Source organism: Arthrobacter sp. TMT4-20, assembly GCF_054510775.1.
On sequence record NZ_JBTNDW010000004.1, the window covers coordinates 87,920 to 110,963 of the forward strand.

The window sequence follows — 23,044 nt, forward strand, 5'->3', positions numbered from 1 at the left end:
TCGGGTCAGGCTTTCAAGGCCTTCACTGTTTTCTCGTCTGAGGTGAATCCTTCATAGCGCACGGCCTTGAACAGCACGCTCAGCACAATGAGGTCATAAACTACCCAGAACACGTTCACGGCTGTGCCCAGGGGTTCGTTCAAACCGACCGCCAGGCGAACCAGACCGACGACGGCAGCTGCAACAAGCAGCCCCATCGCAACCAGTTGAGGGCGAATCAAGTGCCAATCGTGGCTGCGGTCCTGCTTCACCTTTGGAGTGACAGCAAAATCCAGGGGTCGGCCGAACCACACGTTCCGCGCTGCGGTGGTACAGGCCTTGATCCAGATCGGGAACAAGGCAAGGCTGTACTGCTGGCCACGCCACGTTTTGGCGCCGCGCCCGGCCACCATGAAGAGCAGTTGGTTGACGATCATGAACGGAATGAAACGAATAAAGAACTCGGAGCTGAGGCTATTCACCGGAAGAATGCCCAGCAGCAAGTAGATAATTGGGGCCGCAATGTACACAACTGCCGCGAACCCGGATAGGTAGCTCCACATCGTCGCGAAGTACATCAGCCGTTGGGTCCATTTCATCCCCTTCTGCGAAAGAGGATTCTCTCGCAAAAGCACCTGGATAGTGCCTTGCGCCCAGCGCAGCCGCTGGGTGAGCATGGTTTTGAGGTCTTCTGGTGCGAGACCTATCGCGAGAATCTCGTGGTGGTACACACTCTTCCAACCAAGTGAGTGCATACGCATTGAGGTAGCCATATCCTCGGTCACGGATATCGTGGCCAGCGGCATAACCGGTTGGGCCTCGGCACCGCGCTCAACCGAGATGGCTTCCAGCACCACCTGAACCGACTCCAAAGCTCCCAACGGGGACCATTCTCGCGAAGACAGGTGCGCGACCGCCTCGTCAACATCGGCCGGGGTCAACGGGGCGCCACCGTTGTCCAAGCCCATCGCCATGATTTCGGCCAGGTCGGCCTGAAGCACCGAGAAATCCGCTGCTACGAGCTCCTGGACGGCCGCGTCGACCGTGCGTCGCAGGTTATAAGTGATCTCGCTGAAGGACTTGCCGGCTTTGAGCTCGGCACTGGCCTTCTCGGTGGCCACCTCCACGTCATCGAGCAGTTGGGCCACCATTGGCGCGGCTGCTTCGTTGGATTTTCGCGCCTTGCGCACCGCTGCCCGGGCACCCTTGAGCGCCGACCGGATATTGCGTTCCACTTCGGCTACGTAGCCCACTAATCCCAGCTGCATCAGCGCCTCGCGACGTAAAAGTGCGTTGGAGCCACAGAAGAAGGCAGCATTCCATCCGTCTTTGCCTTGCTGAAGCGGACCGTAAAAAAGTGGTGCTTGACTACCTAGTGGATCGTCGTCGGGAACATTGACGAACCATTGGGGTGTCTGGACCAAGGAAACCTTGCGGTTATTGAAATAGCCAAGCGTCCGATCCAGTATTTCCGGTTTGGGGATCTGGTCCGCGTCGAGAATAAGCAGGAATTCACCGCGCGTCGTCATGAGTGCGTTGTTCAGGTTCCCGGCCTTCGCATGTCGCGGGCGATTTGCCCACTCTTCCCCTCGAGTCAGATAGCCGATCCCGTGCGCTTCGGCCAGCAACCGCAGCTCATCTCGGGCTCCGTCGTCGAGGATCCAGGTTGCGTGAGGGTAGGTGATCCGCTGGGAAGCCAGGGCGGTGTTCATGACCATGTCGAGCGGCTCGTTGTAGGTGGTGATGAACACATCGACGGCCAATCCCTCAGGAGCCGGCGGAGGCGTTCTTTCCCTGGTTCGCCAGGTTGTCAGCCCGAAGAGCAGAACGTCGATCAGGCTGTACGTTTCCGCGATAATGAGCGGAACAGCGATCCACCAGGCCGACCAGTTCAGGGATTCCAGCCACCGCCAAGCGACATAGTTAACCCCCAGAATCAATGTCAGAACCACCAGCAAGCGGATTAAAAAACGATGCACATGAGCCCCAGTCTTACGCCGTGAGCGGCGATCCCCCCGCTCGTCAGAGTCAAGAATATAGGAATCGACTGAAATAACCGGGCTGGTTACGTGGGGTACTCGGGATGGGCGATCCCCCCAAGAACCGCCCATCCACGCTATTGGGGAAGCCGTGCTGCCAGGGTGCGTCCGGGCAGGAACGATCCGACCAGCGACTCATGGCGGACCGGCAGCTTCGCGTCACCGACCATTTCCTCGTGAATGATTTCCATGCCGCGCCTGGCCAGCGCCTCCACAGGCAGCCGCACCGTGGCCAGCCCCAACAACTCGGTGCCGGGGAGCAGGCCGTCAAATCCCGTGGCGGAAACGTCCTCGGGGACCCGGATGCCGGCTTCCTGGGCGGCCTTGAGGAAGCCCAGCAGTTTCATATCAGAGGTGAAGAGGGCCGCAGTCACCTGCTGGTCCCGCACCAGGTCGATGACCTGCCGGTGAGTTGATTCGATATCGGCCGACGACAAGGAGGGCGTATCAACGGTGATGACGTTGGCTCCGGCTTCCCGGAGGTGGCGGGTCAGCCAGGTGCCACGCAGATGCTCGATGAGCAGACCCGAGTGGTTGGTTTCGGGGAAGGTGACAACGATGTCTTGATGCCCGCGGGCGAGGATGGCGTCGACAATCAGCCGGGCGTTGGCAACCTCGTCCAGCGAGACGGTGTTCAGGGTCGGATGTTCCTCGGGCCGACCCAGGACGACCGTGGGAACGTCACGGACAAACGAGGACAGCTCATCGGGCGCGATGGTACCGGTGGCGACCAGGATGCCGCCGACCCGTTGCTCGAGCAGCCGGCGGAGTCCGAAGTTTTCAGTCATCGGGTTGAACCCCGGAGGGGATGCGACGGTCAGCAGGTGGAGTTTATGCTCGGCCGCACCGAGCTGCAGTTCGGAATGCAGGATTCCGTAGTACGGGTTGTTCGGGTCGCGGATCAGCAGTCCGACGGTGTCGGAGGTTCCGCGTGCCAGCCGCGTGGCGGCCTCGTTGCGGATGTATCCGGTCTTCTTGATCGCCTCCATCACCTTGGCCCTGGTGGGTTCCAGGACCGGCACCATCCCGTCGAGAAACCGGGACACGGTTGCCGTCGACACGTTGGCTTCCCGTGCGACGTCGGACATGGTGACCTTTGACCACGCAGAGGCCGGTTTGGCGTCGTCGTTCTTCTTCTCTGCCAAGCGATCCATCCTCACCGCTAGCTCCGCTGCATTGAGTGTGCACTTGATTGCCAGCTTAGTCCGCGGATATCCCGGCCAAGGTAGGCGTTCAGCAGCGCAGGCCAGTCGGTCTGGATAACGTCGGCGCCAAGGCCGACGAGGCGCCCCCAGCCGTCATCCGGGTTGCCGGTCACCGAAAGATTGTCATCCCAGCCGGCCATCAGAACGGTTCCGTCGCTGAGGTTCAAAGCATTCAGGTAAACCAGCAGTCCCCGGTCCTGGAAGACCTTGGCCACGGCCGGATCGCAGAACGCGTGGGCGGGGCTGTCCGCCAGCAGCTCGACCCCGACGAGATTGATCTCCGGGTCCTCGAGCACCGCGGCCAGCTGTTCCTGGCTGGAGACGATGGCCACCAGTGGATACTTCACCGGGTGGGCGCGGAGGAGATCCATCGCCGCCTGTGTCGGGGGAGCCTTGAGGATGAGCTGCTCGGCCATGTCGAACTGGTCAAGCCAGGGCAGCAGCAGGTCCCAGTAGAACCAGGAGCGGTCGATGTTGAACAGCACGTTGGGGAAAGAGGTCAGGGTGTGCTCGAGTTTCTCGACGTGGACCCGGGGCGCCGCGGTCTTCTGGGTGTAGACCAGTTCGTCAACCTCAACAGTGCTGAGGGTGGTGATGAGGTGATCGATCCCGAAGTTCTCCGGTTCGGTGCCGTCATGGAAGACGTAGAAATCACCGTCGGTGGATTGGATGACGTCGATTTCCACCATGTCGGCGCCGCTGCGGAGCGCAGCCGTCACGGCATGCGAGGTGTTCTCGACGATCATGCCTAACCCTGTCCCGCGGTGCACGGCCACCAGGGGGTTCTTCTCGGCGAACCTGTTGTTGAGCAGCGAGTTGATGGAGTGGAACTGGTCTTGCCCGAACATGGACATCCTTAGGTTGTGAATGGATCAGGGCAAGCTGTCGTTGCGAACAGGTGCCTTGTCGGCGGGTTCCACCGTTGACGACGCCGGGCCCTGCGACCCGGCGGCAGCCTTCCGTTGGCGCTTGTTGGCCCGGTCGCTTGATGACTTCCGCCCATAGACCAGCCACATGGTGAACGTGGAAATGATCATCAACAGCACCGTGTAGACGAAGGTCAGCGCGGTGGTGTCGTTGATCTGGTCCCCGGTGGTGGCGTTGCGGATCACCACGCCCAGCGGCTGATAGATCGGGTGCGAGAGGAACACCGCGGTGTCGTAGTCGTCCAGCAGGCTGTTGAAGTTCAGCGCGGTGATGGCCGCAGCCGCCGGCAACACCAGCGGAACCAGGACCCTGCGGAACGTATACATCGAACCGGCGCCAAGAATCGCTGCGGCGTCCTCGACGTTGTCGGGGACCCCGGCGAACGCCGCCTTCAGCAACCTGAACGTGAAGGGTATTTTCACGATCACGTACGCGATCGCGAGAATCCCGACCGTTCCGGTGAGGACCTGACCACCCACCAGAGGTTGGGCGTGGTCGAAGGTCAGGATCAGTCCCAGCGCAATCATCGTGGTTGGCAGGATCCAGGGGATGTGCAGCAGGTATTCCATCACAATCGTCAGCTTGTTCCGGTACCGCTGGATCATCCGCGCGGTGAAAAGCATCAGGACAATGACGACGACGGCGGTCACCGCACCGTAGCCAATGCTGACCAGGAAGGGCCGGTAGCCGCGCTCTTCGGTCAGGACATTGATGTAGTTCTCCAGGGTGAAGCTGTCCAGGCTGATCGTCCCGGAGTTGATGGAGCGGGCGTCGGTGAAGGAGAACAACACGATCAGTGCTGGCGGCAGGACGTAGATGAGGAACAGGACGTAGGCCATCACGTGCACCACGATGTTGGCGGTACGGTTCTGGATCTTCTGCTTCTGCAGTGCCACGGGCACCTTGGAGACGGAGAAGTACACGCCGCCCTTCTCGAAGCGGTTCATCAGCGCCAGCAGGGCGATGGTTGAGATGCCCAGGATGATGGCTAGCGTGGCGGCGAGGTCCCGTGAGGTTGGACTGTTGGCGAAGGCGAGGATCATCGGGGTGATGGTCTGGAACTCACCGCCGAGAATCTGTGGGGCGGCGAGCGCGGCCAGTCCGGCGAGGAAGGTCAGGATGGTGATCGCAAAGATGATCGGCTTCAGCATCGGCAGCACCACCCGGCGCAGCACGGCCCAGTCGGACCCGCCCATCATCCGGGCGGCTTCGACCGTCTGGTAATCCACCCGGGCAATTGCTGCCGACATGAACAGCAGGTGGTAGCCGGTGGACGAAATGGTCATCACGAAGATCACGGCGATCATCCCGGAGAACCATTGCGGGTCAATGCCCGGCAGCACTGAACCGACGACCTGGGTGAGGACACCATTCGGCCCGTACACCGTCTTGTAGCCGGCGACCAGAACCACTCCCCCGTAGATGAGGGTTGTCGCGTAGCCGAGCCACAGGATGCGCCCGCCCTTGATGTCATAGAACCTGGTGACGAGGACGATGAAAATACCGACGATGTTGACCGTCACCGAGAGAACGACGGCGAGGACAAAGCTGTTGCGCAGTGCGTCAACGGCTCGTTCGGAGGACAGGAGGCGCTCGACCGATCGAAACGTCAGGCTTCCCTCGGGCGAGACGAAGACCGACCGCAGGATCGCGAAGTTCGGCATCAGGAGGAACGTGAAAATGAACCAGGTCAGGAACAGCGTCAGGACCAGGAAGAGCGGGTTGCGCAGCATCTGGCGCACGTTCGTCACCGGAGGACTGCCTGTCCATCGGATTTTTCGGCTGTCTGGTTGCCTGTTCCCTGCAGACCGGAGCCAGGACTGGCCTGATCGCCGTCGGGGTATTGCAGGAGATGGTCGGGGTGCAAGGCCAGTGTCACCCAATCCCCGGTCCGGTAGTCGGTGTCGTCCTCCCGCATGATGGTTCGCAGCATTCCGTTGTCGCCGCAATCCACTGAGTAGGTGGAGCTGGTGCCCTGGTAGGAGCGTTCCGTGATGGTTCCGCCGATGGTGTAGGCGGAGGCCCCTGCCTCGTCGGGGACGATTGTTACCCGCTCGGTGCGAAGATAGGTGACGGCGTCGGGCTTTAGCTCAGAGCCTGGCGCCGCAGCGAGGCGTTCCACCAGCTGGGGAGTGAGCCGGTTGACGTCGCCAATGAAGGTGCAGACAAACTCGGTGGCCGATCGGACGTAGATCTCGTGGGGGGTTCCTACCTGCTCGATCCGCCCCTTGTTGAGCACCGCGATCCGGTCAGACATTGAGAGGGCTTCGTCCTGGTCGTGCGTGACGTAGACGGTGGTGATGCCGAACTGGCGCTGCAGGTCTTTCAGCTGACCGCGGAGCTGCTGGCGTAGTTTCGCGTCCAGGTTCGACAGCGGTTCGTCCAGTAGCAGGATTTTTGGCCGCAACACCAGGGACCGCGCGATGGCCACCCGCTGCTGCTGGCCGCCGGAAAGTTCGGCGACGTTCTTTTGAAGTTGTTCGGGTGTCAGATCCACCTCGCGGGCGATCTGCGCGACGGCGTCGTTCACCTCAGCCTTCGGCTTGCGTTTGGCCCGGAGCCCGAAGGCGATGTTTTCGAAGACGCTCATGGAGGGGAACAGCGCGTAGTTCTGGAAGACCATGCCGAGCTCGCGCTGGTCGCTGCGCAGCCGGGTCACGTCCTTGCCGGCGATGGAGATGGAGCCCTGCGAGGGGGCGATGAGTCCGGCCAGGGTGCGCAGTGCGGTGGTCTTGCCGCAGCCGGACGGGCCCAGGAGGGTGAAGAATTCGCCCTCCTGGACCGTCAGGTTGAACTGGGGCAGTGCGAGGAAGTCTTGAAAGCGGACCTCGACGTCGGAGTAGGTAATCATGGGGTGCTCCTTTTCGGGTAGAACGGCGCCGACGGCGAGGTCGAGGGGTTAGAGCTTGATGTAGTTCAGTTCGATTTCTTCCATCCAGGCGTCGACGTTTTCGGCGACGACGGCCCAATCAATGTCCTGTTCGTTGAAGGCGCTGGTGGCTTCGACTGCCTCAGCGTTGGCGTCCTCGATGGCGGCGGCGTTGGTCGGTGCGGTGAAGAACTCCTGGGACCAGGCGGCCTGGACTTCGGCGGAGCCGAACCAGTCGATGAACTCCTGTGATACTTCCTGGTTCTCGCTGCCGGCTACCAGACCGATGTTCTGGTAGACGAAGGGAACCCCGGTCTCGGGGTTGGCGGCCTCGGTGGTGATTCCGTATTCTTCCTCGCGGCTGAACTTGCCGGCGAGCCACATCTGGCCGGCGTTCACCTCACCGTTGGCCATGCGTGCGAACAGGTCGGTTCCTTCAATGGAGGGGTTGCCGTTGGCAAAGAACTCTTCGATAGCGGTCCAGCCCTCATCGCTCACCCCGAGCTTCCCGTTCTCGTCAAAGTAGGGGGCCAGGATGCCGGTGATCACCATGCGGGTGGTGCCACCGCCCAGGACGGTCTGGGTTTCGTACTTGCCGTGGAACTTTTCGTTTTCCCACAGCTCGGGCCAGCTCTGGGGGCCTTCACCGGCGGGGTAGGCCTCGGTGTTGTGGATGAGCATGATGGGTTCGCGGACGATTGGCCAGAATGCTCCGTCCTCGCCACCCGCCACGTATTCTTCGACCTCGCTCGCCCACTCCGGCGTGTAGTTCTCGAGTACTTCAGCTTCCTTGAGGCTCTCAAACTGAACGTTGGTGGGACCGAAGGCGACGTCGGCCGCGGGGTTGCCCTTTTCGGCGATCAGCCTGTTCTGGATGTCACCGGCGCCCAGATCGACGAGTTCGATGTTGAAGCCTTCGGCTTCTGCCCGGTCGGTGAGCCATTCGCCGCGTCCGTCGCTGACCGAGTTGGAGTAAACAATCAGGGTGGTGTCTTCGCGTGAGGCTCCGGATTGTGAATCCCCGGAATCGTCACCCGCCCCACAAGCGGTCAGGAGAAGTACCGAGGCAGTTAGCACCGCAGCCTTGGACCAGGAAAAAGCAGCTTTGCTCATCGTTGCGTTCCATTCGTAGAAGACAAGCCAAGGACCCGAGGGTTTTGGCGTGAAGAAGTTCAGTCAATGTATGCGCATACATCATGTCCCAACCAATGAAGGAACGAGAAATGTATGCGCATACATAGTAACCATGTAAATGTGACTGCGACCATACTTTTGGGTGAATGGGTGGTAAACGGTCCGTGGCGGGTGGGGTGCTGACTCTGCGACCTATTGTTTTCCCTCCAGCCCAGCCCTACCGTAAACAGACTGACAACCGAAGTGCAGGTGCGGCATGCGGAGACCATCCTGGTCCTCACTCTGCCTCGTGATGTGCGCTGCGATGTGCCTTGTGGTGTGCCTTGTGGCCGCCGGATTCCTCGGCGGCGCTCCCCCGTCGGCAGCTGCCTCTCCGGCTGCATCATCGATGCGGGCCGCAACCCAAGAGCAGGTGTACGCCGAACTTGACGCCTACCTTCAGGAACAGATCGAGGATCTGGGACTCCCGGGGGCGGCGATCGCCGTCGTCGAGGATGGAGTCCAGGTCCACACCGCCGCCTTCGGCCACGCCGATAGCTCCGGGCGACCCATGACCCCACAAACCCCGGTGCTGCTGGCATCCACCAGCAAGACCTTCACCGCCATCGCCGTCATGCAGCAGATCGAAGCTGGCCGGTTACAACTGGATGAGCCGGTGCAGACCTACCTGCCGTGGTTCACGCTCGACGACGGCCGCTCGGCAGAGATCACCGTCCGCCACCTGCTCCATCAGACCAGCGGCATGGCCTCCAGACATACCGCCTTCGAATACTCGGACGCGCAAGGTGCCAACGCGCTCGAAGACGGGGTGCGGGACCTCGCGGATTCCCCGCTGGCCAGCGAACCGGGCGCACGGTTCCGGTATGCCAGCGCCAACTTCAACATCCTGGGCCTCCTGGTCCAGGATGTCACCGGCCAGCCCTTCGGCGACTACCTGGAGCAGCACGTCTTCGACCCGCTGGCCATGGACAACAGTCATCCGACCCGGGAGGGAGCGCGAGCGAACAACGCCGCCGACGGTTACTCACTGTGGTTTGGCAGCTGGTGGCGCCAAACTGAGACTCCCGCCCCGACCACCGGCATGCCGTCCTCCACCCTGTATTCATCGGCCGAGGATCTCAGCCACCAACTGATTGCCCTGCTCGACGACGGCCGGTACGGCGGCTCCCAGATCCTGCCGCCCGAAAGCATAGAGACGATGTTCGAGCCCCGGGCACGGACCAGCGGATCCACGCGCTACGCCATGGGCTGGTTCACGAGGCCGCTGGTGGAGTCCACCGATCCGGCAGCACTGCCACCCGCGGAGCGGACACTCCCCCGTCTGCTCGAGCATCAGGGCGAATGGGGCAACAGCCACACCTACCTCGCCATGGTTCCCTCCGACGGGCTGGGCCTTTCCTTGGTCGTCAACGGCAATGACACCGCAGCCCCATCACGGTTGAAAGCGATCGACAGCAACCTCCTACGGATCCTCCAAGGCCAGACACCGGTACCCGCAGTAGTGCAGGAAGACTGGCTGCAACGTTCCAGTTGGGCGGTCGCACTCGGACTGCTGCTGGCTCAGCTGCTCAGCCTGGGACTGACGCTGCGGCTCCTTCGGCCCGGCGGAGAAGCCTCTACCCGGAAACCGCAGACCCTCCTGGCCTGGGCTGCCGCAGCGCTCGCCCTCGACGGACTCACGCTGTGGCTATGCCTCAGCTACGCCCCTACCCAGTTCGACACCCACCTGTTCGTCATCATCCGCCAGTTCCCCGACGTCGGCATCTCCCTGATCCCAGTGCTGGCGCTGGCCATCCTGTGGCCGGTCCCGCGCACCAGCTGGCTACTGCTCGCCAGCCAGAAGCGGCACAGGGAAGCGGGCGTTACCCGCCCACGGGTGACCCCGAAATCGGCCTAACAGGGCTCCCCGACCGGCGCCTGACAACTCAGCGCGGCCAGCACCGCCGCGGCATCCACCGGCCTGTTCGGGTTATACCCGGTGAGCTGCTCAAACCGGGCCAGCCGGTTCAGGACCGTGTTCCGGTGGCAGTAGAGCTCCTTGGCAGCATCCGAGACCGACCCGGAGCTGAAGTAGGACTGCAACGTCTCGATCAGCCGTTCCCGTTCATGGTCGGAGATCGCCGCCAGCGGGCCCAACACCGTCTGGGCAAGCACCGGGCCGAACTCCCCCATCTGGGCCGCAGCCACATGCCCCCAGGTCTCACGGATGGTTTGCCGTCCCGATGCATCGGCAGTCACCGCCTCGACTGCCTGCAGCGCGATTCGCAGCATCAACGGAACCTCCGCGAGCGATCGGGCTGGTGGAGCCAGGAAACAGCCCTGTTGGTCCAGCCAGGGTCGGGTGCCGGCCGGTTCCTTCCCAGCACGGGCCGGCAGGTCCTCAAGGATCAGAATCAGCGCGCCTTCGCGCTCGTGGAGGTGCTGCCCGACGCCGGCCGCCATCGCCCGCTCGCGGAACGCCTGCTGCGCGTGATCGGCGGCGACGGCGACAATGAACTGGCTCTCCGGGTCCACCCCGAGTGCGCGGGCGGCCTGCCCCAGTAGCTGCTGGTCCTTCCCATCACTGGTCAGGAGCCGGGAGAGCAGGAAGGCTCGTTGCTGCTCCTTGGCCTGCGCCATGCTGGCGAGCTCATCCAGGTAGCCGGCGTGGACGCGGATGGTGTGGAACTCGACCGCTTCCCAGACCCGCACCGCATCCTTGGTGAAGTCAGGCAAGGACGCTGCGGGCACCTTCTCCAGCATCGCCACCCACAGCAACCGGAAGTCCATCCGGACGGCCTTCAGCAAGGATTCGAGTGGAACACCCTGCCGCGCGCGTCGGTGACCCAGGGCATTGGACACCCCCGTCAGCCGCTCGGGTAGCGGTAACTCCCCCACCAGGCGCAGGAGGAGTTCGAGGGAGGCGACGGCCGTATCCCGCAGGTCCTGGCCATCGACTGTCGATCCGGCGTAGCCCTCAATCTCCTGGACATCCAGCAGAAACTGGTCGGTAATACTGTCGATGTCAGCTAGACAGTCAGCAACCACATCGGACACCACTGACCGCATGGGCAACCTCTCGGGGGTGTCGGGTGCATCATTGGGCATCTGCCCATTCTAGCCGGACGGGTGAAGGTGATCACCCATTGTTTGGCGGCGTGATCCAGACCACCATTGAGTAAGCCAATTCACCCCTTCCGGCATTATGCCCTCTAGCCCTTGGATGTTGATGCTTGATCTAAAGCTCGTCAATGCCAGCCTGTTCACGCTGGCCGAAGCCACCCCCACCGCTACAGCGATGGGAGTCCTGAACGGCCGGATCGTCGGCTTCGACGATGACATCATCGATCTCCAGGCCTCCCGCACGCTCGACTGCGGAGGCGCCGTCGTCGTGCCCGGGTTTGGCGATTCGCACAACCACATGGCGTGGTTTGGGCAATCGCTGACCGAGCTGGATCTCTCCGGCTGCACCACACTCGACCAGGTCTACGCGGCGGTCACCGAGTTCGCTGACGGGCTCGACGACGACGCCTGGGTGGTCGGGTCCGGCTACGACGACACGGTGCTCCGCGCCCACCCGCACCGGGACGACCTCGACGCTGCCGCACCCGGCCGTTCGGTCTGGCTCAAGCACCGCTCCGGCCACATGTGCGTGGTGAACACTCCGGTGCTGGAACGCGCCGGGATTCTCGACCGCTCGGTGTCGACTCCCGAGGGCGGCACCGTGGTCGTCGGCGAATCGGGCCCCACCGGCCTGCTCGAGGAACAGGCCCAGAAACTGGTCACCGCGCTTGTGGTCCCCTATCCGATTGCGGATCTTGCCGACGCGATCGGCGCCGCGAGCGCCGTCTACGCTTCCGAGGGTCTGACCCACGTCACCGAGGCGGGCATCGGGTCGGGCTGGATCGGCCGCAGCCCGGTGGAACTCGCCGCGTACACCGAAGCCCGCCGCCGTGGCACCCTGAACACCCGGGTGCAGCTGATGTCCGCCAGCGACGCGCTGCACCCGCTGACCTCCGCGGAGGAGGACCGGATCAGCTTCGGCCTGGACCTGGGACTCACCACCGGTTTCGGCGATGACCATATCCGCCTCGGCGCGATGAAGATTTTCGTCGACGGGTCGCTGATTGGCCGGACAGCGGCCGTCACCGAAGCGTTCTGCGATCATGAGCATTCCACCGGCAGCTTCCAGCTCTCCATCGACGAGCTGACCCGCCGCATCATCAACGCTCACTGCTCCGGCTGGACGGTGGCAGCGCACGCGATCGGGGATGCCGCCGTCGACGTCGCGCTCGACGCCTTTGAAGTGGCCCAGAATGATTGCCCGCGCCCCGGCGTCCGGCACCGGATTGAGCACGCCGGGATCGTGCGGCCGGACCAGCTGGCCCGCTTCGCCACCCTCAACGTCACGCCTGTCCCGCAGGCCCACTTCCTGTACGAGGTGGGCGACACGATGGCCGCGGCCGTCGGCGTCGACCGCGAACCGTGGGTCTACCGGCACCGCTCCTTCCTGGACCAGGGGGTGCGGGTTCCCGGCAGCTCGGACCGGCCGGTGGCCTCCGGGGCGCCGCTGCTCGGCATGCAGTCGATGGTGTTGCGGCAGAGCTCCGGTGGAGCGGTGATTGGCCCTGAGGAACGGGTCGACGCCGAGACTGCTCTCCGCGCCTATACCGTTGACACCGCGTGGATGGCCGGCGACGAGGACCACCGCGGCACCCTCGAGCGCGGGAAACTCGCCGACTTCGTGGTCCTCTCCGACCATCCCGCCGACGTCCCAGCCGAGCAGATCGGCGCTATCACCGTCCTCGCGACGGTGATCGACGGCGTCGGCGTCTACGGCCTGGACTACCTCGACACCCTTGACACTTCACCGACCGTCCGTCATATAGAGCACGAATCCACCACTGAGAAGCAGGAAGTTTGAGCATGCAACCACATGAGGCAACCCAGGAAGATAAGCCGGACATTCCGGTAGTCAGCGGCAAGGACGCGGGCAAGATTGCCCGCGCCGCCTTCGTTGGCACCGCCCTGGAATGGTACGACTACTTCCTGTTCGGCACCGCGGCAGCGATCGTGTTCAACCGGCTGTTCTTCACCGAGCTCGACCCCACGGCGGCGACCCTCGCGGCGTTCGCGACCTTCGGCGTCGGCTTCGCTGCCCGTCCGATCGGTGCGGTGCTCTTCGGGTACATCGGTGACCGGGTGGGCCGCAGACCGGCCCTGCTGATCACCATCGTCATGATCGGTGTCGCCACCGGGCTGATCGGGTTCCTGCCGGACTTCGGCAGCATCGGCCTCGCGGCTCCCATCATGCTGGCCGTCCTGCGCCTCATGCAGGGTCTCGCGGTCGGTGGTGAGTGGGGCGGTGCCATGACGATCGCCGTCGAGCACGCACCGATCGAGAAGCGCGGCAGGTACGCGGCGCTGGTGCAGGTCGGTTCGCCAGTTGGCACGCTGATGTCCTCGGGTGCGTTTGCCCTGGTGCTGCTGCTGCCGTCCGAGGCGTTCGACGCCTGGGGCTGGCGCCTGCCGTTCCTGGCCGCGTTCCCGCTACTCCTCATCGCCCTGTACATCAGGTTGCAGGTCGAGGAATCCCCCATCTTCCGTGAACTGGTCAAGCTTGAAGAGCGCGCCAAGATCCCCGCCGTCGACGTGTTCAAGCAGGCCTGGGGCCGGCTGCTCGTCGCCATCGCCGCAGCGTTCCTGGGCGTCGGCGGGTTCTACGTCATGACCACCTTTGTGATCAGCTACGGCACCACCACCCTGGGCATGGACCGCCAGCTGATGGTGAACGCCACCCTGGTGGCCGCCGTCGTGCAGATCGGCGTCGTCCTGCTGGTCGGCAGGATCAGCGAGAAGGTTGGTCCGGGTCGGATGACCTTCTTCGGCGGATTGGCGACGGCGGCGGGCGCGTTCCCGCTGTTCTGGATGATCGATACCCGCAACCCTGGGGCCATCATCCTCGCGGTGACCATCGGCATTGCGCTGGTTTCTCTGGCCTACGCCGTCACCGGCGCGCTGCTCACCGAGCTGTTCCCACCGCACCTGCGGTACAGCGGTGTAGCCCTGGGCTACAACCTGGCCGGCGCTATCAGCGGGTTCCTGCCGCTGATCGCCGTCGCACTGCTGGGTGCCACCGACGGCGGCTCGTGGACCGCTTCGCTGCTGCTGATGGCCGTGTCCCTGATTACCGCTGCTGGCGGGTTCTTCGGCGAGAAGCTCCGCGTCAAAGACAAAGCGATTGTGCAGTAGTCCTGCATGCTGACACCAGAGATCACGCAACGGATCACCGACGCCGTCGACGCCGCCTTCGACCGCCAGCTCGAGTTCACCGCCGAGCTGGTGCGGCACCCGTCACTGCGGGCCGAGGAGGCCAGCGCGCAGGATCTGATGTTCGCCGAAATGGAGGCCCGCGGGCTCACCATGGACCGGTGGCAGCTCGACGAGGAAACCCTCTCTGAGCATGTGGGCTACGGGCCGACGACCGTCGCGTTCGAGGACCTCACCAACGTGGTGGGCACGTACACTCCGGCCGCGCCCGCCACGGGGCGGTCGCTGATCCTGAACGGGCACATCGACGTCGTCCCCACCGGGCCGGAAGACACCTGGTCACGGAGTCCCTGGGACGCCGAGATCAAGGACGGCTGGATGTATGGGCGGGGGTCCGGCGATATGAAGGCCGGGCTGGCCGCGAACCTGTTCGCGTTCGATGCGCTGCGGGCTGCCGGGCTCGCTCCGGCGGCGGTCATCCACATGCAATCGGTGGTGGAGGAAGAGTGCACCGGCAACGGGTCGTTGGCTGCTCTGCAGCGCGGGTACACGGCGGAGGCCGTGGTCATCCCCGAGCCGGAAGAGAACATGCTGGTCCGAGCCAACGTGGGAGTGATCTGGTTCAAGGTGCGCGTCTCCGGGAAGCCGACCCATGTGCGGGAGATGGCGACCGGGTTCAACGCGATCGACGCCGCGTACACGGTGATGGGCGATCTGCGGGAGCTGCAGGACAAGTGGAATGCCGATAAGGGCAGTCACCGGTACTTTGAGGACCTGGATCATCCGATCAACTTCAACATCGGGATGATCTCCGGCGGTGACTGGCCGTCGAGCGTGCCGTGCTGGTGTGAGTTCGATGTGCGGACGGCGTTGTATCCGGGGGTAACCGCGGCCGATGCATGGGCGCAGATCGAGGACTGCCTGCGTGACTCCACGTCCGGCGCGGAGGTGTCGGCGGTGCGGAGCGGCTTCTTCTCGGAGGGCTACGTGCTGGAGGAGGGGTCCGACGCTGAGGGCGTCCTCGCGTCGTCGCATCAGGAGGTGTTTGGGTCGGCATTGGAGTCGTTCACGACGCCGGGCTACCTGGATGGCCGGGTGTTCACCCTTTACGGCGGGATCGCGGCGTTGGTGTACGGGCCGGTGTCCGAGTCAATCCACGGGTTCGATGAGCGAGTGCATATCGAGTCGGTCCGGAAGGTCACGAAGGCGATCGCCTTGTTCATTGCCGACTGGTGCGGAGTGACGGAGACCCGATAGGTCGCACGACACGGCCAGTATTGGATTGGAGCGGCCCCAGACCTTGTAGCGCCCTTTGGCAGCTTCAAATGGTCGGGGACCGTCGTAGTCAGCGTTTCCATAGATTGCTCCGGCAACTGCTCCGCAGTCGAAGTGGTCCGTCAACGTCAAATAGGATGAACCGGTGATCACAGGCGAAATCAAATCTCAGGTAGACAAGGTCTGGAACGCGTTCTGGACTGGCGGAATATCCAACCCGTTGGAAGTGATCGAACAGATCACGTACCTGCTCTTCCTTAAGCGCTTGGATGAGAACCAGACGCGTTCTGAGAACAAGTCCAACCGCACCGGCAAACCGGTCGAAACACCGGTCTTTCCCAGCGGCGTGGATGAGAAGGGCCGCTCGTACCAAGACTTCCGCTGGAGCAGGTTTAAGAACTTCTCACGCGACGAGATGTACACCGTCTTCGCCGAACACATCTTCCCGTTCCTGCGCACCGAGTTGGCTCAGCCGGGCAACGGCGAAGAATCGTCCTACGCGCAGCACATGAAGGATGCCCGCTTCACCATCCCGAACGCCGGACTGCTGGAAAAAGTCGTTGACATCATCGATGAAATCCCTATGGACGAGCGCGATACCAAGGGCGACCTCTACGAATACATGCTTGGCAAGATCGCCTCGGCCGGCACCAACGGGCAGTTCCGCACGCCCCGCCACATCATCGATCTGATGGTAAAGATGACTGCGCCCCAGCCCCTTGAGGCCATCTGCGACCCGGCCGCCGGCACCGCGGGGTTTCTTGTCCAGTCCGGCGAATACCTCCGGCACCACAACCCAAACCTGCTAACCACTCCGGATCAGAACCGATTCTTCCACCATAATCAGTTCCACGGGTACGACTTCGACAGCACCATGCTGCGCATCGGTTCGATGAACATGCTCCTGCACGGGATCGAGAACCCGGACATCGCCTACCGGGATTCCCTAGCCGACCTTCACGCAACCGAGGAGGAAAAGTACGACGTCATCCTCGCCAACCCGCCCTTCGCTGGCAGTCTGGATTACGAGAACGTCGCCAAAGACCTACTCTCAATGGTCAAGACAAAGAAGACAGAGCTGCTCTTCCTTGCCCTGTTCCTGAGGCTGCTGAAGCCCGGTGGCAGGGCTGCGGTGATCGTGCCCGACGGCGTCATGTTTGGCTCCTCCGTGGCGCACAAAGCACTGCGGAGAATGCTCGTGGAGAACCATAAGCTCGACGGTGTTGTCAAACTTCCCTCTGGTGTCTTCAAGCCCTATGCGGGGGTTTCCACAGCGATCCTATTCTTCACCAAGACCAACTCAGGCGGGACAGACAACGTCTGGTTCTATGACGTCACCTCCGACGGCTTCAGCCTCGACGACAAGCGCAACCCGCTGGACATCTCCGACCTCGAAGATGTCCTGGCGCGCTGGCAGCAGCGGACGACGACGGAGGCCGGACGCTCTCGTAAAGACCAATCCTTCCTCGTCCCCAAAGCTGAGATCGCGGAGAACGGCTACGACCTCTCACTCAACAGATACAAGGAAGTTGAGCACGAAGTGATCGATCATAAGGAACCCGCCGGAATCATTGCCGACCTCGAGTTCCTCGAATCCGAGATCATAAAGGATCTGGACAAACTGAAAGAACTTCTGAAATGACAGCACTAGGCGAAGTTTTTCGACCTGTAGCCCGAAGGGAGGTAGAGCATGTGCCGCTCAGCTCTGTGGCGCGCATTGTTTCCGGTGGCACGCCGAAAACCAGGGAGTCCAGTTTCTGGAATGGCGGCATCCCATGGGTGACACCCAAGGATCTAAGCGGCCTAGATTCAGTGGAAATCCATTCCACTCCCCGATTGATCACGGAAGCCGGATTACGCAATAGTAGTGCTGAGTTACTCCCTGAGAACTCAGTCCTGTTTAGCTCGCGGGCGCCCATAGGTCTTCTTGCTATCAACACAATTCCGATGGCCACTAATCAGGGTTTCAAGAGCTTCGTTCCGGACCCGAAGAGACTGGACAGCCGATACCTCTTCCGGTGGCTCGAAGCGAACCGGCCCAAGCTTCAAGATATGGGTGTCGGGGCGACTTTTAAAGAAGTTTCCAAAGCAATCGTCTCCCGCCTCGTGATTCCTCTACCGCCGTCTCTTGATGAGCAGCAGCGTATTGCGGCCATTTTGGACAAGGCCGATGAGCTTCGCAGGAAACGACGGCAGGCTCTCGCCCATCTCGACGTCCTCACCCGTTCCCTCTTCCACGAAATGGTCGGCGATCCCGTCAGCAACTCGCGAGGATGGCCGCAACAGAAGCTGAATACTCTTGGTCGCATTACAACTGGCAATACGCCATCCAGGACTGTGCCTGAAAATTTCGGTGACTACATCGAATGGGTGAAGACCGACAACATCAACACTCCCGAGACGACCGTAACTGGCGCGAGAGAATGCTTGTCGGAACGAGGAGCCCAGAAAGCGCGTATTGTCCCTCCGGGATCTGTATTAGTCACGTGTATTGCCGGTAGCCCTGGCGTTATCGGAAACGTCGCATTAGTGGATCGAACCGTTGCATTCAACCAGCAAATCAATGCCTTCACCCCCAACTCCGGCCCAGGCCTCTATTGGTACGCACTCCTCAAATCGATGAAGCCCCTCGTTCAGAATGCGTCGAGCGGCGGAATGAAAGGGCTGGTCAGTAAGTCTGCACTGAGCGCGATTGACATAATCGTGGTTCCTGAGGCCCATCAGACGAGATTCGCGGAATGCCTCGCCTCTGTCGAACGTCTCAAGGCCTATCACGGTGGACAGCTCGTGAAAATCGATGCGCTGTTCGCCTCGCTGCAGCACCGGGCCTTCAGCGGAGATCTCTGACGAACGAGGCTACGTCTCCCGTCCTTGACTCTGAGGTGCCGATCTGGCCTACCTTTGTCGCTCACGTCCTGCGGGCCCTGTCCGGAGGGGAAACCTTGCACCGCCGTGATATCGTGAGCCGCGCCGTTGCCTCTGCGAATCTATCGGAAGCGGCGCAAGCGGAGACACTGAATACCGGTGGACTCCGCTCCGAGCAGAGGCTCGGCTGGGCCATCAGCAACCTTCTCAAAGCCGGATGGATTGAACGGCCGGTTCGGGCCAACTACCGCATCACCGAATAGGGTCGGGAATGGTTCTCCAAACACCCTGAGGGGATCAGCGATTTTTCCACGGCAAGGAAGCTGTTCTCGCCCTTCTGGCCACAGTCCGCTGCTCGAAAGCCGATGATGTCCGTCGTTGACCAGACTCTCGTGGAGGATATTGACCCGATCGAGCAGATCGAATCCGGTATCAACCGGATTCACTCCGACGTGGGTGACGCGCTCCTAACCCGCCTCCGAGAGAGCCATCCTGATTTCTTTGAGCAGGCCGTGGTTGATCTGCTCCTCAGGATGGGCTACGGCGGCGCTGAGCAGCGTGGGAAGCGTATCGGCGGCAGCAATGACGGCGGCGTGGACGGGGTCATTGACCAGGATGCACTGGGGCTGGATCGCATTTATGTCCAGGCCAAGCGGTACGCAGATGGCAATACGGTAGGCCGTGAAGCTATCCAAGCCTTCGTGGGCGCACTGCACGGTGTCGGTGCGTCGCGCGGTGTCTTCATCACTACCAGCGCTTTCAGCTCCGGCGCTCGGAATTATGTACAGGCTGTTCCGTCGCGCGTTATCTTGATCGACGGTGTCCGACTCGTGGGGCTGATGATCAAGTACCGTGTGGGAGTTCAGGTGAAGCAGAGTTATGACATTGTCGAGCTGGACGAGGACTTTTTCGAATAGCCATAAACAAGAATAGTGATCGAGGCGGTTTTGAGGTTTAAATGGAATTTAGTGTCGATCAACAGGATGCGGGGCCTCACCATCTAGGCTGACTCTAAAGACCGACAAAGGGGATGGCATTGGGGGATGTGAACAGCAACTTCGCTGTACTACATGCGGAGTGGCCAAATATTGCAAAAGAGGCGCGGCTGGCCGAGCTGTATTCACGACGCGATCCTCGGTCCTCGCTCCTCTATGCAAGGCGTTCGTTGGAAGCGCTTCTGGAGTGGCTCTACGATGCTGACGGGTCGCTCACGATGCCATACAAGAGCGACCTCAACGCGCAGATGTCAGAGCCGAGTTTCAAGCGACTCGCAGGCGAGACAATCGTTAATAAGCTGCACACTATTCGCAAGGTCGCGAACAGTGCTATCCATACCAATGCGCCGATTACGATCCATCATTCAGAACAGGCCATTAGAGACCTGTTCCACATCTGCATTTGGCTTGCACTTCGATACACTCGTGAACCCACCAATCGACCAACTTCAACCGTCACATTCAATGGGGACTTTCTTAGCCCGCCCCGTAAGCCCGGCCTCCCGACCCATACCGAGAAGCCGCGAACCGCCGACCAGACAGCGAAACTTGCCGCGGAACTGGCGGACAAAGATGCGTCTTTGGCCGAGCAGAAGCAAGACAACGAGCAGCTTCAGGACCAGCTGACCGCGCTGCGCGAGGAGATTGCCCGGGCGAAGGAAGAAAACAAAAACCTCCCCGACAGTCATGACTATTCCGAAGTCGAAACCCGGGTCTACATCGATCTGTATCTCAACGAAGCTGGTTGGGCGCTTGACATGCCTGAGGACCGAGAGTTTGAAGTCCGCCACATGCCCACCCACGCCGGCCCCACCACCGGTACCGGGTTCGCAGACTACGTCCTGTGGGGATCCGACGGCAAACCACTCGCCGTCGTGGAAGCCAAGCGGTCAGCTAGGTCGCCCTACGAGGGGCAACAGCAGGCCAAGCTCTATGCTGATGCGCTGGAGACCGAGAAGGGCCAGCGTCCGGTCATCTATTACAGCAACGGTTACGAGCACTGGATCTGGGACGATGCCTCCGGGTACCCACCGCGACCGGTGCAGGGCTTCCATGCCCGGGACCAGCTACAACTCATGGTGGATCGGCGTACAACCCGTAAGCCTCTCACCACGGCTGTCATTGATACCGCGATTGCTGGCCGCATATACCAACAGGCAGCGATCCGCGCAGTCACTGATGCCTTCGAAAAGGACAAGGAACGCAAGGCGTTGCTCGTTATGGCGACGGGCTCGGGTAAGACGCGCACCGTCGTCGCGCTCTCCAGCTTGCTGATGCAGGCAAACTGGGCCAAACGCGTCCTGTTCCTGGCCGACCGGGTCGCCCTGGTAGACCAGGCCGCACGCGCCTTCAAAACCAATCTCCCGGGATCATCCCCGGTAGTGCTGGGACGGGATGTGGAGGCGGACAGCCGCATCCACATTGCCACCTACCCGACGATGATGAACCTGATCAACGAACGGACCGACGACGGCACGGTCCTGAAGCAACGGTTCGGCATCGGCCACTACGACCTCATCATCATCGATGAGGCGCACCGCTCCGTGTACCAGAAGTACCGGGCCATCTTCGACTACTTCGACGCGTATCTGGTGGGCCTTACGGCCACGCCGCAGTCCGAAGTGGACCGCAACACCTACTCCCTCTTCGACATCGAGGACCACGTCCCCACCTTCGCCTACGAGCTGACGCAGGCCATCTCCGACGGCTACCTCGTGCCGCCCCGGACCGTGTCGATTCCGCTGAAGTTCCCGGTCCAAGGAATCCGCTACGAGGAACTCTCGGACGAGGAACAGGAGGACTGGGACTCCGCCGAGTGGGATGAAGACGGCGAGATCCCCGACGCCGTAGATCCGGCTATCCTAAACACCTGGCTGTTCAACGCCAACACCGTAGACAAAGCACTCGAAGTGCTCGTTACCCGCGGGCATAAGGTCGCCGGCGGAGACCGCCTCGGGAAGACCATAATTTTCGCAAAGAACCAGAAGCATGCCGAATACATAGCCGAACGGTTCAACAGCAACTATCCCCAGCATGGGGGCACTTTCGCGAAGATCATCACGCATAGCGTCAACTACGCCTCCACCTTGATCGACGCCTTCGCCCGCGCGGAGGACAGTCCACACATCGCCGTGTCCGTGGACATGCTGGACACCGGGATCGATGTGCCCGAGGTGGTCAACCTGCTCTTTTTCAAGGTGGTGCGATCTAAGACAAAGTTCTGGCAAATGGTGGGTCGAGGTACCCGCCTCAGGCCGGACCTATACGGTCCGGGCGAAGACAAACAGGACTTCTTCATCTTCGACGTCTGTCAGAACATCGAATACTTCAACGCGGAGCTGCCCGGTTCCGAAGGCTCCCTCGGACAGTCCTTGGCACACCGCAGTTTCGCAGTCCGGACCCAGCTGCTGGCCGAAGCCCGCTCCGCTAGTCTCGACGGCGACTACATCCCGGCACTTCAAACCGGGCTGGTGGGACAAGTGGCGGGGCTACCCCGGGAGAACTTCCTGGTGCGCCCGCAGTTGGAGTGGGTGGAGAAGTTCTCGAAGCCCGCCTCGTGGGGCACCCTTGGCACGCAGGATCTGACTGACCTGCGGACAAAGCTGGCCCCCTTAGCGACGCTGGCATCCGCCGCCGATACAGAGGAAGCGAAACGCTTCGACCTGCTCATGTATCAGGCCCAGTTGGCTTCACTGACCTCAGCAGCCGCCGTCGAGCCGTACCGTCGGAAAATTGTCGAAATTGCTTCCGCATTGCAGGACCAACCAACGATTCCTGCCATTGCTGCGCAGCTCCGCCTCATCGAGTCGATCCTGGGCGGCGGGGAATGGGGGCAGGTCTCCCCACAGTGGCTCGAGCTGATCCGAGCTCGGTTGCGAGGACTAGTGCACTTGATCGAGAAGAAGCGCCGAAAGGTGGTCTACACCAACTTCGAAGACACCCTCGGGGAGATCGTCGAGGGCGAGTTAAAGGGGACCGTGACCGGATCAGTAGATCTGGCCCGATACCGCGAAAAGGCGCGGGTTTATTTGCAGGGGTTTCTTGACCACATGACCATCCACCGACTCCGTCGTGGATTGCCACTGACCGAAACTGATCTTGAGGAATTACAGCGCATGCTGATTGAAAGCGGCGCGGGTTCCTTGGAGGAGCTTGAAGCTGCTTCTAAACAGGCCGAAGGTCTAGGTCTGTTCGTTCGGTCACTGGTCGGAATGGATCGGCAAGCCGCGCTGGATTCGTTGTCTGAGTTCGTGGGCGACAAGACCCTAAATGCCAACCAGCTGCATTTTGTTGACATGATCGTTCAGCAACTCGCTGAGAGCGGAGTTGTAGAGGTCGGCGCACTATATGAGTCGCCATATAGTGACGCCGCACCAGCAGGGCCCGAGAGTTTGTTCTCCGAAACAAAGGTAGACGTGCTCGTTGATGCTCTCCGTAGGATCCGCTCCTCAGCCATTGCAGGATGACCTCAGTAGAACAATTGACTGACAGAGTTCGGGTGCCAAC

16 protein-coding genes are annotated in these 23,044 nt (G+C 61.7%); 9 read left to right on the forward strand and 7 right to left on the reverse strand.

Going from position 1 to position 23,044, the window contains the following annotated elements; genetic code table 11:
- Nucleotides 1–5 precede the first annotated feature (5 nt).
- From ACX80Z_RS05820 to ACX80Z_RS05845, 6 genes are all read right to left on the reverse strand, one after another.
- A complete protein-coding gene (locus ACX80Z_RS05820; RefSeq protein ID WP_459315305.1) occupies nt 6–1,958 on the reverse strand; it encodes a glycosyltransferase in 1,953 nt (650 codons plus the stop codon).
- A 137-nt stretch (nt 1,959–2,095) separates the two neighbouring features.
- Nucleotides 2,096–3,163 carry a LacI family DNA-binding transcriptional regulator gene (locus ACX80Z_RS05825; RefSeq protein ID WP_459315220.1) on the reverse strand — a complete coding sequence of 356 codons (1,068 nt, stop codon included), beginning with the start codon at nt 3,161–3,163 and terminating at the stop codon, nt 2,096–2,098.
- A gap of 17 nt (nt 3,164–3,180) precedes the next feature.
- The gene (locus ACX80Z_RS05830; RefSeq protein ID WP_459315221.1) at nt 3,181–4,071 is read right to left on the reverse strand and encodes a glycerophosphodiester phosphodiesterase family protein; all 891 of its coding nucleotides are present in this window, start codon (nt 4,069–4,071) and stop codon (nt 3,181–3,183) included.
- Nucleotides 4,072–4,095: 24 nt separating this feature from the next.
- Nucleotides 4,096–5,883 (reverse strand): ABC transporter permease, encoded by a 1,788-nt coding sequence (locus tag ACX80Z_RS05835; protein WP_459315306.1) that lies wholly within the window; start codon nt 5,881–5,883, stop codon nt 4,096–4,098.
- A 14-nt stretch (nt 5,884–5,897) separates the two neighbouring features.
- Nucleotides 5,898–7,001 (reverse strand): ABC transporter ATP-binding protein, encoded by a 1,104-nt coding sequence (locus tag ACX80Z_RS05840; RefSeq protein WP_459315222.1) that lies wholly within the window; start codon nt 6,999–7,001, stop codon nt 5,898–5,900.
- 48 nt (nt 7,002–7,049) lie between these two features.
- Nucleotides 7,050–8,132: an extracellular solute-binding protein gene (locus ACX80Z_RS05845; RefSeq protein WP_459315223.1), complete on the reverse strand. Its 1,083-nt coding sequence runs from the start codon at nt 8,130–8,132 to the stop codon at nt 7,050–7,052.
- A gap of 277 nt (nt 8,133–8,409) precedes the next feature.
- Here ACX80Z_RS05845 and ACX80Z_RS05850 point away from each other — a divergent pair, with 277 nt between their 5' ends.
- The gene (locus tag ACX80Z_RS05850) at nt 8,410–10,050 is read left to right on the forward strand and encodes a serine hydrolase domain-containing protein (RefSeq protein WP_459315224.1); all 1,641 of its coding nucleotides are present in this window, start codon (nt 8,410–8,412) and stop codon (nt 10,048–10,050) included.
- Here the strand turns inward: ACX80Z_RS05850 and ACX80Z_RS05855 are convergent.
- On the reverse strand, nt 10,047–11,240 hold the full coding sequence (locus ACX80Z_RS05855; RefSeq protein ID WP_459315225.1) for a PucR family transcriptional regulator: 1,194 nt from the start codon (nt 11,238–11,240) through the stop codon (nt 10,047–10,049). The two genes, ACX80Z_RS05850 and ACX80Z_RS05855, sit on opposite strands and share 4 nt — an antisense overlap.
- 121 nt (nt 11,241–11,361) lie before the next feature.
- Here ACX80Z_RS05855 and ACX80Z_RS05860 point away from each other — a divergent pair, with 121 nt between their 5' ends.
- From ACX80Z_RS05860 to ACX80Z_RS05895, 8 genes are all read left to right on the forward strand, one after another.
- Nucleotides 11,362–13,056: an amidohydrolase gene (locus ACX80Z_RS05860; protein WP_459315226.1), complete on the forward strand. Its 1,695-nt coding sequence runs from the start codon at nt 11,362–11,364 to the stop codon at nt 13,054–13,056.
- A 2-nt stretch (nt 13,057–13,058) separates the two neighbouring features.
- Nucleotides 13,059–14,384 (forward strand): MFS transporter, encoded by a 1,326-nt coding sequence (locus ACX80Z_RS05865; protein ID WP_459315227.1) that lies wholly within the window; start codon nt 13,059–13,061, stop codon nt 14,382–14,384.
- A 6-nt stretch (nt 14,385–14,390) separates the two neighbouring features.
- Complete coding sequence (locus ACX80Z_RS05870) at nt 14,391–15,659, forward strand: ArgE/DapE family deacylase (protein ID WP_459315228.1); 1,269 nt, start codon at nt 14,391–14,393, stop codon at nt 15,657–15,659.
- Between the two features lie 163 nt (nt 15,660–15,822).
- Nucleotides 15,823–17,319 (forward strand): type I restriction-modification system subunit M, encoded by a 1,497-nt coding sequence (locus tag ACX80Z_RS05875; RefSeq protein WP_459315229.1) that lies wholly within the window; start codon nt 15,823–15,825, stop codon nt 17,317–17,319.
- Complete coding sequence (locus tag ACX80Z_RS05880; RefSeq protein ID WP_459315230.1) at nt 17,316–18,524, forward strand: restriction endonuclease subunit S; 1,209 nt, start codon at nt 17,316–17,318, stop codon at nt 18,522–18,524. The genes ACX80Z_RS05875 and ACX80Z_RS05880 overlap by 4 nt, the downstream gene beginning before the upstream one ends.
- Before the next feature lie 35 nt (nt 18,525–18,559).
- Nucleotides 18,560–18,805 carry a winged helix-turn-helix domain-containing protein gene (locus ACX80Z_RS05885; protein WP_459315231.1) on the forward strand — a complete coding sequence of 82 codons (246 nt, stop codon included), beginning with the start codon at nt 18,560–18,562 and terminating at the stop codon, nt 18,803–18,805.
- 129 nt (nt 18,806–18,934) lie between these two features.
- A complete protein-coding gene (locus tag ACX80Z_RS05890; protein ID WP_459315232.1) occupies nt 18,935–19,459 on the forward strand; it encodes a restriction endonuclease in 525 nt (174 codons plus the stop codon).
- 113 nt (nt 19,460–19,572) lie between these two features.
- Nucleotides 19,573–23,004, forward strand: a complete 3,432-nt coding sequence (locus tag ACX80Z_RS05895; protein WP_459315233.1) for a DEAD/DEAH box helicase family protein — start codon at nt 19,573–19,575, stop codon at nt 23,002–23,004.
- The last annotated feature ends 40 nt before the right edge of the window (nt 23,005–23,044 follow it).

What these genes read in the sequence shown, in the direction of transcription:
- ACX80Z_RS05830 (WP_459315221.1), bottom strand. Translation starts at nt 4,071, where the DNA reads ATGTTCGGGCAAGACCAGTTCCACTCCATCAACTCGCTGCTCAACAAC.
- ACX80Z_RS05835 (WP_459315306.1), bottom strand. Translation starts at nt 5,883, where the DNA reads ATGCTGCGCAACCCGCTCTTCCTGGTCCTGACGCTGTTCCTGACCTGG.
- ACX80Z_RS05840 (WP_459315222.1), bottom strand. Translation starts at nt 7,001, where the DNA reads ATGATTACCTACTCCGACGTCGAGGTCCGCTTTCAAGACTTCCTCGCA.
- ACX80Z_RS05845 (WP_459315223.1), bottom strand. Translation starts at nt 8,132, where the DNA reads ATGAGCAAAGCTGCTTTTTCCTGGTCCAAGGCTGCGGTGCTAACTGCC.
- ACX80Z_RS05850 (WP_459315224.1), top strand. Translation starts at nt 8,410, where the DNA reads ATGCGGAGACCATCCTGGTCCTCACTCTGCCTCGTGATGTGCGCTGCG.
- ACX80Z_RS05855 (WP_459315225.1), bottom strand. Translation starts at nt 11,240, where the DNA reads ATGCCCAATGATGCACCCGACACCCCCGAGAGGTTGCCCATGCGGTCA.
- ACX80Z_RS05860 (WP_459315226.1), top strand. Translation starts at nt 11,362, where the DNA reads ATGCTTGATCTAAAGCTCGTCAATGCCAGCCTGTTCACGCTGGCCGAA.
- ACX80Z_RS05865 (WP_459315227.1), top strand. Translation starts at nt 13,059, where the DNA reads ATGCAACCACATGAGGCAACCCAGGAAGATAAGCCGGACATTCCGGTA.
- ACX80Z_RS05870 (WP_459315228.1), top strand. Translation starts at nt 14,391, where the DNA reads ATGCTGACACCAGAGATCACGCAACGGATCACCGACGCCGTCGACGCC.
- ACX80Z_RS05880 (WP_459315230.1), top strand. Translation starts at nt 17,316, where the DNA reads ATGACAGCACTAGGCGAAGTTTTTCGACCTGTAGCCCGAAGGGAGGTA.
- ACX80Z_RS05895 (WP_459315233.1), top strand. Translation starts at nt 19,573, where the DNA reads ATGGCATTGGGGGATGTGAACAGCAACTTCGCTGTACTACATGCGGAG.